Raw genomic sequence first — 15250 nt, 5'->3', positions numbered from 1 at the left:
TTCATTGCTATGCCGTCAAGCGGCGACATCAGGGCGAAAGCCATCCGGTTCAAGGGATGCGCGAGCGCGCGCATCGATCTGCCTGGCAGCGGCAGCGAACTGCTCGGTTCCGAGGTCACCAGTCAGCTTCGCGCTGATAGCATAGAGTTCTCTTGCCGCTTTCTGAATCATATCTCTCCGACCATGATGGAGTCATGGGGGCTTCGGCCTCAACTGGTTTACAGAAAACGCGGTGGACTTTCCCGATACCGGGACGGTGGAAAGCTTGTTTTGAGCAAATACGGAGACGATAACGGTCCCCAGGTGGGAACCAGGCGGTCTGCTCCTTGCGGCACACCTTCAAAGATCGTTTACGAGCCGAAAGCGCTCGGGAAGAAATGATCGATGAAAGATGAGTTGCGTCAGAAACACGCCCGAATATGGCAAGCTGCGCTCCTATACAGAGCGCAGCCTCATCTTGTGATGCAATCAGAGGTTTGTAACATGCTCCGGATCAGCTGAGGCCAGCGCAGCGGCGCGCTCGGGCTTCGGCGGATAGATCCAAACGGTGTTGATCTCCTGCTTGGTCGCCTTCGCTTTCTCGCCGACCATCTCTACCTTGCGCTCCCAGCCTCGGGTGAAGAGGGCTCCGGCGTCGCCGAGGTCAAGGCAGGTGACATAGGCTTCCTGATGATATTGCCGTGTCGGCACACCCAACAGTTCGGCGGCGGCATTGTTGCCCGCGAAGGCGCCCATGCGTGTGGCGTGCTGGCACGACATCAGTGCGTAGTTGCCGCAGTCGTCGCACGCGGCGCGCGCCGCATCCCCGGTGGCGAAAACGCCGGGCACGGACGGTACGCGCAGGCAGCCGTCGACCAGCAGCCGGTCGAACTTGTCACGCTCACCGGGAATTTTGGTGGTCAGGGGACTGGCCCGCATGCCTGCCGCCCAGATCACGGTCATGGTTTCGATATGCTCGCCGGTACTCAGCGTAACGCCGGACTTATCGAGTGATGAAACCCCGGCGTTGAGCCGCGTTTCCACGCCGAGATTGCGCAGCGCTTCCTCGATGATCGGGCGAGGACCTTCGCCCATGTCGGGGGCGACCGCGCTGCTGCGATCGATGATAATGACACGGGGATTGACGGTTTTGTCGAACAGGGTCCGCAGCCGCGACGGCATTTCGGTCGCCGCCTCGATCCCTGTGAAACCGGCGCCGGCAACAACGATGGTGTCGCGCGCGGCCGAAGCCGGCATCTTCGCAAGCTCGTGGAGGTGGCGATCGAGGGCAATGGCGTCATCGATGTTATCGATGCTGAAGGCGTATTCGGCAAGGCCGGGAATATTCGGGCGGAACAGCCGGCTGCCGGTGGCGAGCACCAGGCGATGATACTGAAGGGACTTTCGTTCGCCCTTCGCATTGACGACGTCTACGGTGCAGGCCTTCGGGTCGATCGCTTCGACGCTGCCCTGCACGTAGGCGACATCGACGGCGTCAAATACATCCTGCAGAGGTGCCGTCAGGGTCTCGGGCTTCGGCTCGTAAAGCCGGGGGCGGATGACGAGCGTCGGTTCTGGGGACACCAGCGCGATTTCGAGCTCTTCGGGCGAAACGCCTTCGATATCGCGCAGGCGGGCTGCGGAAAGTGCGGCGTACATGCCGGCGAACCCGGCACCAACAATCACAAGTCTCATGTTATTCACTCCGTGGTTTGTAGTTTCAAAGGGCCGCGCGTCACCGTTGCTGCACTCGATGGGCGGCGAGATGGTCGGTAACGATGGCGCGCGGATTGGGTGAAGCGATGTGCTTAGGCGGTGATGAAGGCCAGCATGTCGGCATTGACGACATCTGCATGGGTCGTACACAGCCCATGCGGCAGTTTCTCGTAGATCTTCAGCTTGCCGGCCTGCAGGAGCTTCGCCGACAATGGAGCGGCGGCACCGATGGGAACGATCTGATCGTCATCGCCATGCAACACCAGCGTCGGCACGGTGATGCTCTTCAGGTCCTCGGTGAAATCCGTCTCCGAGAATGCCGTGATGCCGTCGTAGTGCGCTTTTGCGCCGCCCATCATGCCCTGACGCCACCAATTTGAGATGACCGCCTGCGAGGGCTCGGCACCCGGGCGGTTGTAGCCGTAGAACGGGCCGCTCGGAAAATCGCGATAGAACTGCGAACGGTTGGCTGCCAGCTGCCTGCGCAATTCGTCGAATACCTCGATCGGCAAGCCGCCGGGATTGGCGGCGGTCTTCAACATCAAAGGCGGCACGGCCGCAATCAGGATCAGTTTGGCAACGCGACCGTTGCCGTAGCCCGCGACATACCGCGCAGCTTCGCCGCCCCCGGTAGAGTGGCCGACATGGATCGCGTTGCGAAGATCGAGGTAGTCGATCATTGCCGCAACATCGGAGGCGTAGTGATCCATGTCATGACCGTCGTTCACCTGGCTCGATCGGCCGTGGCCGCGGCGATCATGAGCGATCACTCGAAAGCCTTTGCCGAGGAAGAAGAGCATTTGATTATCCCAATCGTCGGAGCTGAGGGGCCAGCCATGGTGAAAGACGATCGGCTGAGCGGACTTCGGTCCCCAGTCCTTGTAAAAAAGCTGAACACCGTCGCTGGTTGTAATGGAGGTCATTGTGCTGGTCCTTTGTAGAATATTTGTTTCGGCGCCCGTCATCGAACCGGACGGACAGTTGCTAAAATCGGGTATGCAAGCTGCTACGGGTTGCTTCGTTGCGATTGACCCGTAATCGGTGTCCCAGACCATCCATTGTCTCCGCAGGATCCATTGGTACGGGCGCAATGGTGGTTTAGCGAAACAAGTCTACGGCTGCGCCAGAGGGATTGGCGCCATTGCAGAGCAATTGCGGTTTAGCGGTGCGCCGCAGTTCATCGCCCGGCGTTTTACCGGTCAGCGTTCGAAATGTGGCGGCCAAGGCTGTTTGCGAGGCGCAGTCAAGTGACGCTGCGTCCAACGCCATAGTAGGGGGATTGCGCGACATGGTCGTCGCGTGCTCGAGCCGATGGCGTGGAAGCGAAGAACGCGACAGTCCGGAATCTGAGGCGAGGGCGAAAGGAGATTACGGTCAGCCGTGGCGGCGCCGCCAATCAGTCGGTGTTTCACCGGTCAATTTTCGGAATGCAGCTGCAAATGCTGTTTGCGAGGCATAACCGAGGGAGGCTGCGACCAACGCGATCGAATTTTGAGGATCACGTAGCATGTTTATGGCCTGCTCGAGCCGATATTGACGCAGCCAGTTGTGAGGCGAAAGCCCCGTGCTTTCCTTGAAAGCGCGACAGAAATGAAAACGCGACAGCCCGGAATCGGCCGCGAGGCCCCCTAGGGAGACGTCCGCGTCTGCGTCCGACCGCAATCGCTCGATGGCCCGGCGCAGCACGCTCGGCGCGAGGCCGCCGAGCGCCGGCTGATAGCTCGGTGCCTTGCCAGTGTGCGCAGCCAGCAGGCGCGTGGCCAGAAGGTCAGTCAACTGCTGCCTGAACAGTGTATCCAGTGCCGTATTGCCTTCCAGGACATCGGCTGCGCTCAGGAGCAATCGGGATGTAATGAGGTCTGGATGCGCCGTTCGCTCCAAGAGATCGGTCGGCGTGAAAGTATCGGTTTCGTCGGCAATGCGCGTTAGTGTCGTGCGTGGAAGATAGAGCTGAACGACATCAACCGGTTTTGGAATATCCCATCGGGAGCTTGATCCAGCCGGGATGATGATCACAACCCCGCGACGAAACGTTCCGCTCACGATCGATCTTCCGGACCGCCGTTCCATGCGCTGTATTGCGCCGTTGTAAGCCATGATGACGTGGTCGGTCATGGGCTCGACGACATCATGCAAGGGGCCGTGATTCCAGTGGGCGATTGCACCGCCTGAGGGGTCCGCCGCAAGATGAATTGGCGCAGTTCTGAGAACACGTGACATCTCGTTAGCAGGGTTCTGATCGGCGGCCTTCGTTTCGTCCCGGCCCGCACCAATTGTCTCAGCCGACGGGCTCGCGAGAGGATCGCTGGAGCAAGGCAAACTCATGGTTGCGCGCTCGTTGACTGGCGCTGCTTATGTGCGATCCCGACAACAATCGCGGGATCATTGAGCATCCGCCTATGGTGGCCGACGTTGTCAGTCCTACTACCCATGACATCCCCCAATGTCGCGTTCGCCGTGCTTTTGGCTATTCGCGCGTTGCGTGATGCAAGGCAAATATCAAAAACTTTCGAGGGGGAAAACCTATTCTCCAGGATAGGTTGCCTTCGCCATTGGACCTCGTTCTCAATCACGCGAGCTCGAGCGTCGCGCGATGTATGCGTCGTCAGCCTGAGGGGCCGATGTAACGCATCGGGCCAATTCACGCCAGGTGCTGCCGACGACGATCGTTGCTCCATCACGATAGCCCAGCTTTGACGCGATATGCCCGCGTACAGGGACCTATTGAATGACGGGAATAGCCAGCATACTGACATTGGGTCGCCAATACGATGGCACCCGCTTTGGCTTGAAATAGTTATTCCTCCTAGTCAGTTGCGGAGTTGGCTGGATTTTGCGCAGCCGCTCAAGTTGCGGGTCGTCACCGCGGTGAATACTCGGTCTCGCTGGGGCCGATCGGGGACGCCTTCTACACGAAAGTCTTTGTCCCGATCGTTTCCGAGATCCACGTCAATCCCCTGAACTGAGGTAAGAACCATGGCCCACCCACGTATTCTTCTTGGTATGATTGCTCTGTCCTTGATGGTTGCCGCGCTCCCCGCAACGGCGGCCGCTGGTCCTGGACAGGGAACGGTGGCCGTCAAAGTCTGAGACCCACCGAGCATCGATGCAGGAAGCGCTAAAGTCATTGCGGCGTTCAAGGCGATTGCCATGACGGCGCGAAAGTAGTGCTCTGTCGCATCATAGGTAGCCGCAGCGGGTCTCGGCTCGAATCCTACCGCTGTCCTTACCGCCTTGCGCAGTCTCTAATTCATCCCTATATTGGGATGGATTGATGAAGGGAGTGGTGCTTGTCTCAAATCCAGAATTTCACGCTGAGCGAAGCAGGGTATGTCCTGGGCAGAACTCCGGCGATGCTCAACAAGGCGGTTGACACAGGTGTCATTCACGCCCGGCAAAAGAAGGTGGGGAACATGGTTCAAAGGCTCCTTGGCCCGGCCGAACTGCGCTTTCTGCGGCTTGCCGATGAGCTCGACAAGGACCTGACGCCAGCGGGGCGGCGCCGGCTTTACGGTGCCTTGCGCAAATTGCCCACTGATGCCCACAAACTCCAGCTCGGTAGGCTTGAACTGGATCTTGCGCAAATCGACACCGATCTTAGAGACCGAATGGCGAGACTTGAGGCCGTCAGAGGCAGGATTGATAGCAAGGGTGATCGAGGTGAGGCGGTTGTTCGCGGAACGACGATTTCGGCGCACTTAATCGCAGCTTTGACGCGGGACGGGGGCATTGATGCGGTCCTCATTGATTTTCCGTCCATGACGCGGGATCAGGTCGACGCTGCAGTCGAGTATGCCAAGGCTTACCCGAAGCGGGGGCGTCCCTATCCAACGAAGAGCCTGAAGACCACTTTGGCCGCTTTGGCTGATGCTGGTGTTTTCGATGACGACGGTGACCCTGGTGAAGTCGGACCAAGGGCCATTCCGTGACGCTTTAGCTGCTTGATGAAAATGTTCTCCGTGAACTCAAGCACGGTGGGCACAAGAACGTGCATCAATGGATCAAGACGGTCGATGACACGGACCTTCGGCTGAGTGTCGCGACGTTGTTCGAAAAGCGTCGCGGAGCCGAAGTATTGATGAAGCGTGAACCGGAACGCGCTCGGAGGATCCTGGACGGTATCGAGATGCTCGAAAAATCGTTTTCTGATCGCATCATCCCGATTGACGGGCCGGTTGTCGCAGAATGGACGCGCCTTCTCGGAAACAAGAACAAGGACCGATGGGACGTTGCACTCGCCGCGACCGCACGCGTCTACGGCCTGATGATTGTGACGCGGAACGTCTCCGATTTCACGGGGCGTGGTGTTCGAATCCTCAATCCGTTCAAGTCGCCCCCGGAAATTCTGAATATTTAGGCGATCGCTCCGATGCGTAACGCATCGTTCGGGGGTTAAGCTACAGGTTTGGCCTGCATCTTCACAACCGTTACCAACCAGATCGACCTGCATTCTTTTCTCGATCAGAGCGCGTATCGCGGCATGGCCGGCGCTCGTCCGGTCTGGGATGCCGTAGCGTGGTCGGCCGGCGCCGGAAGACGTCTGGCGCCGATGCGGGACAGAAGAGGGGATAATCATGAGCCAAAACATTCCATCGGCCACGATCGGCCTTGCGCGCGCCAACCATGTCGGGATCGTCGTATCCGACCTTGACGCCGCCATTCGCTTTTACCAGGCGCTGACCGGCACGACGATCGCCAACAAGGACGTGATTGGCGGGCCGCGCATGGCCGGGGCCTCGACAAGGTCCTCATCCGCTATGCGAATGTCCAACTCGACAATCTTAATATCGATCTTCTCTCTCCAGTATGACGAACCGCCGTCTTAGGCCATCGCGGGCGACGAGCCTTGTCGAGCACTCTGTCTGTGATCTGATCCTGCTCGATGTGGCAGACCTTGTTCATCTGTCACATACGCGGCAGGACTGGCGCTCTTTTACCGCGTCCCCAGAGGATGAAGGCCACGAAGGCGAGCAGGATGACGTTGAGCGGGAGAGCTGCGAATTCACCGCGCGTGGCATGGAAGATAATGGCTGAGAGTTGCAGCACGGTGCAGCCAAGCGCGGCCAAAACGCCCAGGCGCGGCTGAATGCGGGTGAGGGCGGGCAAGAGGATGCCAAGACCACCTGCCGTATCGACAACGCCCATGATACGCAAGAGATTGGGATATTCGACGGGCCACGTGGTTTGCCACATGGCGGCCAGGGCTTCGGGCGGCATGAAAAGTTTTTGGAAGCCGAACAGGAGAAAAGCGGCGAACATCAACCCTTGGGCGATCCAGAGGCTGATCCGCAGAAATTTTCCCGCAGGCGGGTTGGTCGAAAGGGAAGCGATATTTTGCATGGGGAATTCCTGTTAGAAGGGAGAAATGGAGGGCGTTCAGGCGGCGGAAGCGGCCTTCTTCAGTTCCTGGTTTTCCTTCCAGAGCTTCATCGCCATGGAGAAGACGCCATTTACATAGTTCCGGTAGACCGTCATGCCGGCCGGATCGCGGCCTGCCTTGGGTGCAAAGAATGCAACGATGTCATCGGATTCGGCGACGTAGCGGCCGGGTTCGAGTTGCGCGGTCGGGAACGACACTTTCTCGAAATGCGGGGAAAGCTCCGACTGGATTGCCTCTTCCTGTTCGGTGCCTGGAACGAAGTCGCGGGTTTCAACTTCCGAGGCCAATCCCGATTCCAGGAGGAACAGACGGACCTTGAAGCAGAAGGGGCAGTTTTCCTTGAGGTAAACGATCGGCTTGAATGTGTTATCAGTCATTGTACGTCTCCGTTGCGTCAGTTGATTGTGGGAACGTCACCGAAGCGGAAGCTCGATGCGGTAAGCCCGCCGGCGAAGTCTTTCTGGTGATAGGTGACGGCGCCCGGTTCGTCCTCGGCCGCCCCCACCACCATCAAGGGGAGCAGGTGGTCTTCACGGGGATGCGCCGCGCGGGCCGCGGGCGCCCGCTCCCATTCGATGAGTCGTTCGATCCGCTTCTCGGGAGGAGAATGGATCAAAGTCTCCTGGAGCCAGGCGTCGAAGCGTCGGGACGGCTCGTATCCACCCGTGCCGCGCATGGCGGACAGGTTGTGATAGCTGAGGCCACTGCCAATGATGAGAATGCCCTCCTCGCGCAGAGGCGCGAGCGCGCGACCGACCTTGATATGCAGCGCCGGATCGTAACCAATATCCAGCGAAAGCTGGACCACAGGAATGTCCTCATCAGGATAGAGCGGCTTCATGACACTGAAGGTGCCGTGATCGTAACCGCGTGTTGGATCGAGTGCCGCTTCGATGCCGCTTGCACGCAGCAGCTGCCGTACGCGTTTCGCAAGCGCCGGTGCCCCGGGCGCATTGTAGGTGATGTGATAGAGGTATTCCGGAAAGCCGTGATAGTCGTAGACCATGCCCGGCTTGGCGCCCGACGAGATTGCAAGACCCTCCTCTTCCCAGTGGCCCGAGACCACAAGGACCGCCTTTGGCGTGCTGCCGAGTTCGGCGCGCATGTCGAGCAGCGACTTCTCGAGCACGTCGAAATTGCGGCGGAACTCCCCGGTCATGTAAGGCCAGGGTCCGCCGCCATGGCTGATGAAATAGGTCGGGAGTCGAGAATCTGTCATCGGGTCTGTCCTTCGCAAGTTTGCCGCGACAGGCGCGGCGCCCGTTGGGCACCTGTTGCAAAGGAGTTTGATTTTTTCTCACTCATTGATCAATGTATTCGATATTGAAGAACCATTTCTCGAATGTTGATGATCGATGGATACACTGATGAGCCTGCGGCTGTTCTGCACCGTGTCAGAACTGAAGAGCTTCACTGCTGCCGCCGACCGCCTCGGCATTTCGCCGGCGATGGCGAGCAAACATGTGATGCAGCTTGAGAACCGGCTGGGCACCCGGCTGCTCAACCGGACCAGCCGCCACGTCAGCCTGACGGAAACCGGACGGCTTTATTTCAACCAGGCCAAGCAAATGCTCGAAGGGCTGGACGAGGTGGAAGCGGCCATCGGCAATGTTACGGTGGCGCCCCGCGGAATCCTGAAACTGAGTGCACCGGTTTGGGCGGCCAGCATCTGCTTTGTGGTCCGACTGGCCGAGTATAACCGGCGCTATCCTGACGTCTGCCTAGACGTGGATCTAAGCGGCCGGATCGTGAATCTGGTGGACGAAGGTTTCGATCTTGCCCTGCGGGCAACGTCACCCGACCGGCTCGATCCGGGCCTCGTCGCCCGTCCGCTGGCCGATATAGAATTCCACCTCATGGCATCGCCGGAATATCTGGAACGAGCAGGTCGACCCAAAGGCCTCGCGGATCTTAACGGTCACGCGCTGCTTCGTTTCAGCGGGGTCAACCTCAGTGATAGCATGGCGCTGGAAGGCCCAGATGGACGGCACAAAGTCACATTTCGTACCGTGATGCTGAGCGAGAACGAGACCATTCTGCAGCTGGCAGCTCTGCGGGGTATGGGCCTTGTCTTTCTACCGAAATGGATGGCCGAGCAGGACATCGAGGCAGGTCGATTGGAGACGGTGCTTCCAGACGCGATCGGGTTCGCCAATACGCTATATGCTGTCTATCCGAGCCGGAAATATCTTTCCGCTAAAGTCCGCACTTTCATAGACTTCATGACGACGAGCTTGCAGGGGCTACGATAAACACGATTGTGCAGGTACCCTGCCGGACTTCATCGCAAGAAGCGAACTCAGACCACTTCGCGATCCGCTAAACGCAGATGGCCAGCGGAGCAATCACCTTTCCGATTCGATCAGGATCACCAAGGACTCCGGCACCACTCCATCGAAGGCCATCGCATCCGCGGCTTCCTTGCTCTGCATAGCTTTCATCATGGCGTCCATGTCCGGAACGTCCATAAGAACGGCCACCCGAGTCGGATTTTGTGGATCTACAAATGTTCGTATGTTGGTCACGCCGAGCGGACCAAAAAGCTCTTTGCGCTTCGGCGAGTCGAGCCAGTGCTTCGTTCCCTTTGTGATGTTATGGTGGCCAATGACTGTCGGCATTGCATCCTCCCTATCGTAACGGCGAAGGCCGGCCTCAACCAGAGTGCCAAGATCCGTCGCCGTCGAACCACGGAGCGCCGTTTTGGTTGGACTGTCAATTATTTCGTTAAGGGCGCCGAAGAACGATTCGGATAGGGCGTTTCTTGCGGACGGTTCGACCTCAATGAACCAGGATCGCGGTCACGCGGCTGTGGCTATTGACATGTGACATGCGCAAACAGCCCGCGTGGCAGATATCGGGATCCGCGATCCGGGACCCGGCGGGCCAAGGTCGTCTTCGGGTCGATTCCAGCCGCTAACCCTAAAATGCGCTGCGTCGGGGCGTAAAGCGGAAGACAAACGATATTTGTTCCCGATTTGTGCTCGCAGCATCGCATAACATCTCGTCGGGAACCTGCGCAAGTCAGCCACAGTACGTGAGCATCGACGGCATCCAGCGCCGGTCGGCCGTCGTGCCCACAATGGCTCGGCATGTGAGATATGCGTTTGAACTACGGTCGCTGGTTCTTTTCCCTTAAGGCGAGGGATGAACGACCACCTCTGGACAGTCGCTTCTGCCAGTCAGCCGAGCGCCTGCAATGGCGGTGGAAAGCCCGTCTGTCCCGTCATGTTGGCCAAATGGTGGAAATAGTGGTCGCAGATATCCTGATCTTTGACAGCGCGACCGGCGCGGCCAGCTCCACGACGAGCAGGAGCTTCAGACGACCGAGTGGATGGGGCGAACAGGCGCGGCGGTTCTCGGGTCCGGTTTTGGTCATTGTTACCTCATTTGGTGCCGGATGCCTCGCGCAGTTGCCTGATCAGGTCTGCAATCTGTGGGTCGTCCGGTTGCAGACGGGCCAATGCCTGGGCCAATCTCAGCGATTCCCGCAGACGCCCGAGTTTGAGGCCGTAGCCGATTGCCGTTCGCAGGAGTTCGGCATCCGATCCGCCGCTCGCAATCGTTCTTTCGAGTAGCTCGAAGGCCTCCGGCGTCCTGCCGACCGCATCGAGCGCTGCCGAGAGCGTCGTCTTGTACCTGGTATTGCTCTGATCCAGACGCACTGCCTGCTCGAATTCACCGATCGCCTCATCCATCGTTTTCTGACGCACGAGCGAAAGCCCGTGACCATAGCGCAGTTCCGCGTCCCCTGGCGACACGCTCACCGCATCGGCGTAGGCCTGTTCGGACTTTTCATTGTGGCCCGTTGCCCGGTAGAGTTCGCCCAAGTTGCGGAGGGCACCTGAAAAGGTCGGGTCGAGAATGATCGCCTGTTGGAAAAACCCCTCCGCCTCGAACGGACGCTGCTGCTGGAACAGGAAGGTCCCGTAGTTGTTCTGAATCTCGGCGACGTCGGCGTTGGCCCGGACGTAGGCGCGAAGGTCCCCGATCGCCGCCTCGAAGGCCCGGCGGTCGTCTCCAAAGAGGCTGGCAGGCAATGTGCTGCCCAGCGCCGTGGCGGCTGCGATGCGCACCGCCCGCGCTTCGTCTCCGGCCAAGTTGCCAATCGCCCCCCATCTCTGCTCGGCCGGAAGATTGCGCGCCGCCTCAGCCGCTCCGAGCCGGACAAGGGGATCGGCGTCTGCTGCGGCAGCCCTGACGTCCGAAGCGACATCCGCGCCTGGCACGCCGCTCATCGCGACGATCGCGCTGCCCTTGACGATGCCTGCCTGTCCTTTTTCGGCAACCAGCTTGCGCAGGAGTTCGATCGAAGCCGGATCGTTGCGCGCAGCACCATAGAACGCATGTGCGGTCGTCGGTCGCTGCCGCCAGCCAGTGCCGTACCATCTGTCCATGTTCACAGCTGCCCAGGAACCGGTCCGATCCTCATGGCACCCGGTGCAGGCGTTCGGAGTTCCGTAGGCCGCCGACAGATCGGGGCGTGGGATGACAAGCGAATGGTCGCGGCGGGGGTCAACCTTCATGTAGGTGCGCCTGGGCATGTGGCAGCTCACACATTGGGCCCCGGCCGTTCCCACCGCATGATGGGTATGGGACGGTTCATCGAACGAGCCGCTGGGATCGGCGCTGGCGAAGCGTTCCGGTGCTGTCGCTGCGTGGCATTGGGTGCACAAGGCGTTGCCGACCGTCTTGACTGCACCCTCATGCGGACTGTGGCAGTCCAGACATGTGACGCCCGCCCTTGCCATCTTGCTTTGCTGGAAGGAACCCCATTCGAACACTTCGTCGAGGATCTGGCCGTCGCTGTGATAGAGGTCCGGGGACATAAGCGCTGGTGAGAAGGCGTCGAGAAAGGTCGTCTGCGGTGTCGGCGCTTCGCCAAGCCGCATCCGACGTGAGTGGCAGCCGAAGCAGACTTGAGTGTCGATCTTTGGCAGACCCACATCGACTTCGACAGCGCTTGGAACGCCGGACCCCCTGGCCTCCGCCCAGTCCACATGCTTCGCTCCAGCGCCGTGGCAGGACTGGCAGCCGATGCTGGTCGCGACATAGGTTGATTTGTATTCGTTCGTCGCTGGCTCGAAGTTAGCTCGAGGATCCGTGGAATGGCAGTCGATGCATGTCCGGTTCCAACGGTAGAACGGCCCAGTCCAGTGATAGGTGGAGCCAGGCTCCGCCGCCTTGCCCTGGCCAAGCCAGAACCACCTGCGGGCGACCGTGTCCCAGGCTACGTCGAGGGCTTGCAGCCGTCCGCCGCCGATGTCGGCGAGGTACTGCTGGAGCGGCTCGTAGCCGAAGGTATATTTGATCTCGAAGTCGGCCGCCTTGCCGTCCGGTCCTTCGGTTCGGACATGGAAGCCACTGCCTCGCCTGAAGAAGGTCGTCTCGACATCATCATGCTCGAAACGGACATTGTTTAAATCGCCCAGCACCGTCATTTCGTCGGCGACCGCCATCGCCTTGGCGTGGTTGGATTTTGCAAATGCGGACGCCTGATCCGTGTGGCAGGATGCGCACCTTTTCTCGTCCACGAAACCGTCATGCCTTGAGATCAACGGGTCGTCGATGAGAACCGGGGTTTTCTCGGCCGCAGAAGCCTGACTGGTGACAAACAGGCAACTGAGCCAGAAGGCTGCCAGGAGACCTGCCATCGAACGAACATGCGCACTACCGATCACTCGTGTCGCTCCCTGGCGAACTGCGGACGAGTCGTTCAATTCCGTAAGACTATCTTCCAATCCGCCTTCATGTCCACAACGGTCCACTGGTTCACGGCGGCGGCATCAAGCGCATTGTCGAGGCGGCCAAACTCCATGTCCCGATCATAGGCGTATTCGCGCTCCGCATCGGTGTGATGGACAAGCATGCCGAAACGGAGACCTCCCGCCACCGTGGTCCACTGCAACATTGCCAGATCGCCATCGGAGTTACCAAAGGCTGCAATGGGACGGCGGCCGATATGTTCGTTGTTTCCCGCCGGCTTGCCCGCCTTGTCATCGATGAAGTTGACCTGTGGCAGGCGGAACAGGGTCGGCTCACCATCGCGCATCTCGAATCGTGTCTTGATCGACGAGCTGATAACCTGCTCGGGCGGGACGCCATAGACCTTCTCGGCCCATGGTCGCATACCCGACACGATGAATGTCTTGAAGCCGTTGGCCCGGCTTCGTCCACGGAGATGCGGCGGCCCCGGTTTTGCCTGGGGCCGCCTTGCGATACTCAGTTGCCCGTCGGCATCGCAATTGTCACGCCTTCCTTCGCCAATTGCTCCCGCGCCCATTCGAACCGCTGGTAGTTCGAAAGGGTAACGGGGCCGCTGTAGGATTCGCTTTGCAGCTTCCGCGGCGGATATTGCACATAGGTCTTCATGAGATCCTTGATGGCGGCCGAGATGGTCACCAGAGTCCAGGTGCGCTCGGTGTAGCTGTTCATGAAGATGTCGTAGCGCTCCTGCGGATCCTGCCACAGGTCGAAGACCTGGGGCACCGTCGCCACGTAGGACTCTGCGCCCTTCCATCCGAGGTTCGAGTCCACGGCCAAACCGCCGGTTGCCTGTCCGTTGTCACCCCGCAGGTTGAACACGGCCTTATAGTTGCCGACACGGGCAGCACCGGGCGTCAACTCGTTCTCGGTGAAATAGAACCAGCTCTTGCGCGCTGACTTGCCAGTGCCGAGCAGTATGGGCGACATGTCGTAACTGTCGAACATGATCGGCTTGTCCTCGCGGTCTTTGTCGGGAAGCGGCACACTACCGACCGCGGCGAATGTCGCCATCAAGTCGAGACCGCCAACGATGTCGTGGTTCTTCGAGGCAGGTTTGATCTTGCCTGGCCACACAGCGATAGCAGGAACGCGATTGCCGCCTTCACGCACGGTGCCCTTCGTTCCGCGGAATGGCGTGTATCCGGCGTCAGGGTAGACATCCTGCCAGGCACCATTGTCCGTCGTGTAGAAAACCAGCGTGTTCCTGTCGAGTCCGGTTTCACGGAGCTTGTCCATGATCCGGCCAATTCGGGCGTCCAGCTCCACGACCGAATCCGCATACTTGCTCTTCGATAGGGATTTGTGCTGGAACTCCGGGGCCGGCATGTTCGGCTGGTGCACCTTCATGAAATTGACATTGATGAAGAACGGCTCATCCGGCGTCTTGGCGGCTTCATCGAGGAATCCCAGTGCCGCCTTCTCGACGTAGCCGTCGAAGAAGGGAATGCCGACCACGCCTTCCTTGCCGCCAATCACGGGAGTATCGACGTACTGTCCGTTGATCTTGAAGTCTTCCTTCACCTCGCCACCGGCTTTGCCGGACAGCGCGCCCTTCGTCACTTTCTGGAACATGGCCCGCAGTTCCGGGTCCATGTCGGGGAACCACGTCGGATCGGCATAGGTGTATGCGTTGAGATGGTAAAGGCCGGCATATCTCATCTCGTCATAGCCCTGGGCGTTCGGCAGCGCGTAGTCTGCCTCGCCAAGGTGCCACTTCCCGGTGAAGTAGGTGTGATAACCGCCGCGCTTCAGCACCGACGCAAGCGTCCATTCCGCCGCCGGAAGCCCGCCACCCTGGCCCTGGAAGGCCACCGTGGTCATGCCGCTGCGGTTCGGAATCCGTCCGGTCTGCATCGCGGCGCGTCCGGGCGTGCAGCTCGGCTGTGCGTAGAAGGAGAAGAAGGTCATGCCTTCGTTCGCCAGCTTGTCGATGTTGGGGGTCGGCATGCCCCGGCCTTCGCCACCACCATAGGGGCCGAGATCGCCGTAACCTGTGTCATCGGACACGATGAACAGGATGTTGGGCTTTTTCTGCGCGTCCTGGGCCTGCGCCGGGGCGAGCACGCCCCAGAACATGGCCGTGGCCGTCCACGCTCCCATGCCGTATCTGAGAAATCTGGACTTCATTTCAGCACCTCCGTTTGAAGCGGCCGTTGCAGATCCGAGGTGGGCGTCGTACCGACCACCATCTGGATCCGCGCAGCTGCGCGTTGATCGTGAACCGAACTGGAGCAATCTGAATTCTGACCGTCGTACGAACCGGACGGCATCGTGCAAAAGGAAGCCGCGGCGTGCCAGGCGCGCATCGCCGTCATCCTAGGCGATAGCCGGGGGCGGCGATATTGTCCCTTCGGGCAACCCTTGGAATTTCGCGTTCGCGGGCTTTTCCTCCCGCCCCAAATTCGGCTGGGA

13 protein-coding genes and 2 pseudogenes are annotated in these 15250 nt (G+C 59.8%); 4 read left to right on the top strand and 11 right to left on the bottom strand.

The features are described from left to right. Positions 1-15: 15 nt before the first annotated feature. From WI754_RS21755 to WI754_RS21740, 4 genes are all read right to left on the bottom strand, one after another. On the bottom strand, positions 16-171 hold the full coding sequence (locus tag WI754_RS21755; protein WP_349438034.1) for a hypothetical protein: 156 nt from the start codon (positions 169-171) through the stop codon (positions 16-18). A 297-nt stretch (positions 172-468) separates the two neighbouring features. Next, positions 469-1674: an NAD(P)/FAD-dependent oxidoreductase gene (locus WI754_RS21750; protein WP_341487408.1), complete on the bottom strand. Its 1206-nt coding sequence runs from the start codon at positions 1672-1674 to the stop codon at positions 469-471. Between the two features lie 113 nt (positions 1675-1787). Next, positions 1788-2618 (bottom strand): alpha/beta hydrolase, encoded by an 831-nt coding sequence (locus WI754_RS21745; RefSeq protein WP_341487407.1) that lies wholly within the window; start codon positions 2616-2618, stop codon positions 1788-1790. A gap of 451 nt (positions 2619-3069) precedes the next feature. Then, positions 3070-4020, bottom strand: coding sequence for an AraC family transcriptional regulator (locus WI754_RS21740; protein ID WP_341487406.1), 951 nt, complete (start codon positions 4018-4020; stop codon positions 3070-3072). Positions 4021-4985: 965 nt separating this feature from the next. Between WI754_RS21740 and WI754_RS21735 the strand changes: the two genes are divergently transcribed. The 3 genes and pseudogenes from WI754_RS21735 to WI754_RS21725 form a co-directional block, all read left to right on the top strand. After that, entirely contained in the window at positions 4986-5624 is a 639-nt protein-coding gene (locus tag WI754_RS21735; RefSeq protein ID WP_341487405.1) for a DUF433 domain-containing protein, read from the top strand. A gap of 59 nt (positions 5625-5683) precedes the next feature. After that, a complete protein-coding gene (locus WI754_RS21730; protein ID WP_341487404.1) occupies positions 5684-6052 on the top strand; it encodes a type II toxin-antitoxin system VapC family toxin in 369 nt (122 codons plus the stop codon). 217 nt (positions 6053-6269) lie between these two features. Next, positions 6270-6493: pseudogene (locus WI754_RS21725) on the top strand (VOC family protein); the annotation flags it as partial. A 107-nt stretch (positions 6494-6600) separates the two neighbouring features. Here WI754_RS21725 and WI754_RS21720 read toward each other — a convergent pair. Genes WI754_RS21720 through WI754_RS21710 form a run of 3 tightly spaced genes read right to left on the bottom strand, consistent with a single transcriptional unit; the run spans position 6601 to position 8294 of the window. Beyond that, positions 6601-7035: a DoxX family protein gene (locus tag WI754_RS21720; RefSeq protein WP_341487403.1), complete on the bottom strand. Its 435-nt coding sequence runs from the start codon at positions 7033-7035 to the stop codon at positions 6601-6603. Between the two features lie 36 nt (positions 7036-7071). Continuing rightward, a complete protein-coding gene (locus WI754_RS21715) occupies positions 7072-7452 on the bottom strand; it encodes a glutathione S-transferase N-terminal domain-containing protein (RefSeq protein WP_341487402.1) in 381 nt (126 codons plus the stop codon). 17 nt (positions 7453-7469) lie between these two features. Then, entirely contained in the window at positions 7470-8294 is an 825-nt protein-coding gene (locus WI754_RS21710) for a class III extradiol ring-cleavage dioxygenase (RefSeq protein WP_341487401.1), read from the bottom strand. A 136-nt stretch (positions 8295-8430) separates the two neighbouring features. Between WI754_RS21710 and WI754_RS21705 the strand changes: the two genes are divergently transcribed. Continuing rightward, complete coding sequence (locus WI754_RS21705; RefSeq protein WP_341487400.1) at positions 8431-9327, top strand: LysR family transcriptional regulator; 897 nt, start codon at positions 8431-8433, stop codon at positions 9325-9327. A gap of 93 nt (positions 9328-9420) precedes the next feature. Here WI754_RS21705 and WI754_RS21700 read toward each other — a convergent pair whose 3' ends face one another. The 4 genes and pseudogenes from WI754_RS21700 to WI754_RS21685 all read right to left on the bottom strand — a co-directional run bounded on the left by WI754_RS21700 (position 9421) and on the right by WI754_RS21685 (position 14965). Further along, a complete protein-coding gene (locus tag WI754_RS21700; protein ID WP_341487399.1) occupies positions 9421-9693 on the bottom strand; it encodes a hypothetical protein in 273 nt (90 codons plus the stop codon). Between the two features lie 765 nt (positions 9694-10458). After that, positions 10459-12726, bottom strand: a complete 2268-nt coding sequence (locus tag WI754_RS21695; protein WP_341488041.1) for a tetratricopeptide repeat protein — start codon at positions 12724-12726, stop codon at positions 10459-10461. 62 nt (positions 12727-12788) lie between these two features. Then, positions 12789-13238, bottom strand: a pseudogene (locus WI754_RS21690) (haloacid dehalogenase-like hydrolase); the annotation flags it as partial. A gap of 56 nt (positions 13239-13294) precedes the next feature. After that, complete coding sequence (locus WI754_RS21685; RefSeq protein WP_341487397.1) at positions 13295-14965, bottom strand: arylsulfatase; 1671 nt, start codon at positions 14963-14965, stop codon at positions 13295-13297. Between the last annotated feature and the right edge of the window lie 285 nt (positions 14966-15250).

The sequence above is a fragment of the Pararhizobium sp. A13 genome (assembly GCF_040126305.1).
Lineage (GTDB): Bacteria > Pseudomonadota > Alphaproteobacteria > Rhizobiales > Rhizobiaceae > Pararhizobium.
Note: the sequence above shows the minus strand (reverse complement) of the source record. Positions and strands in the feature narration are given on the sequence as shown.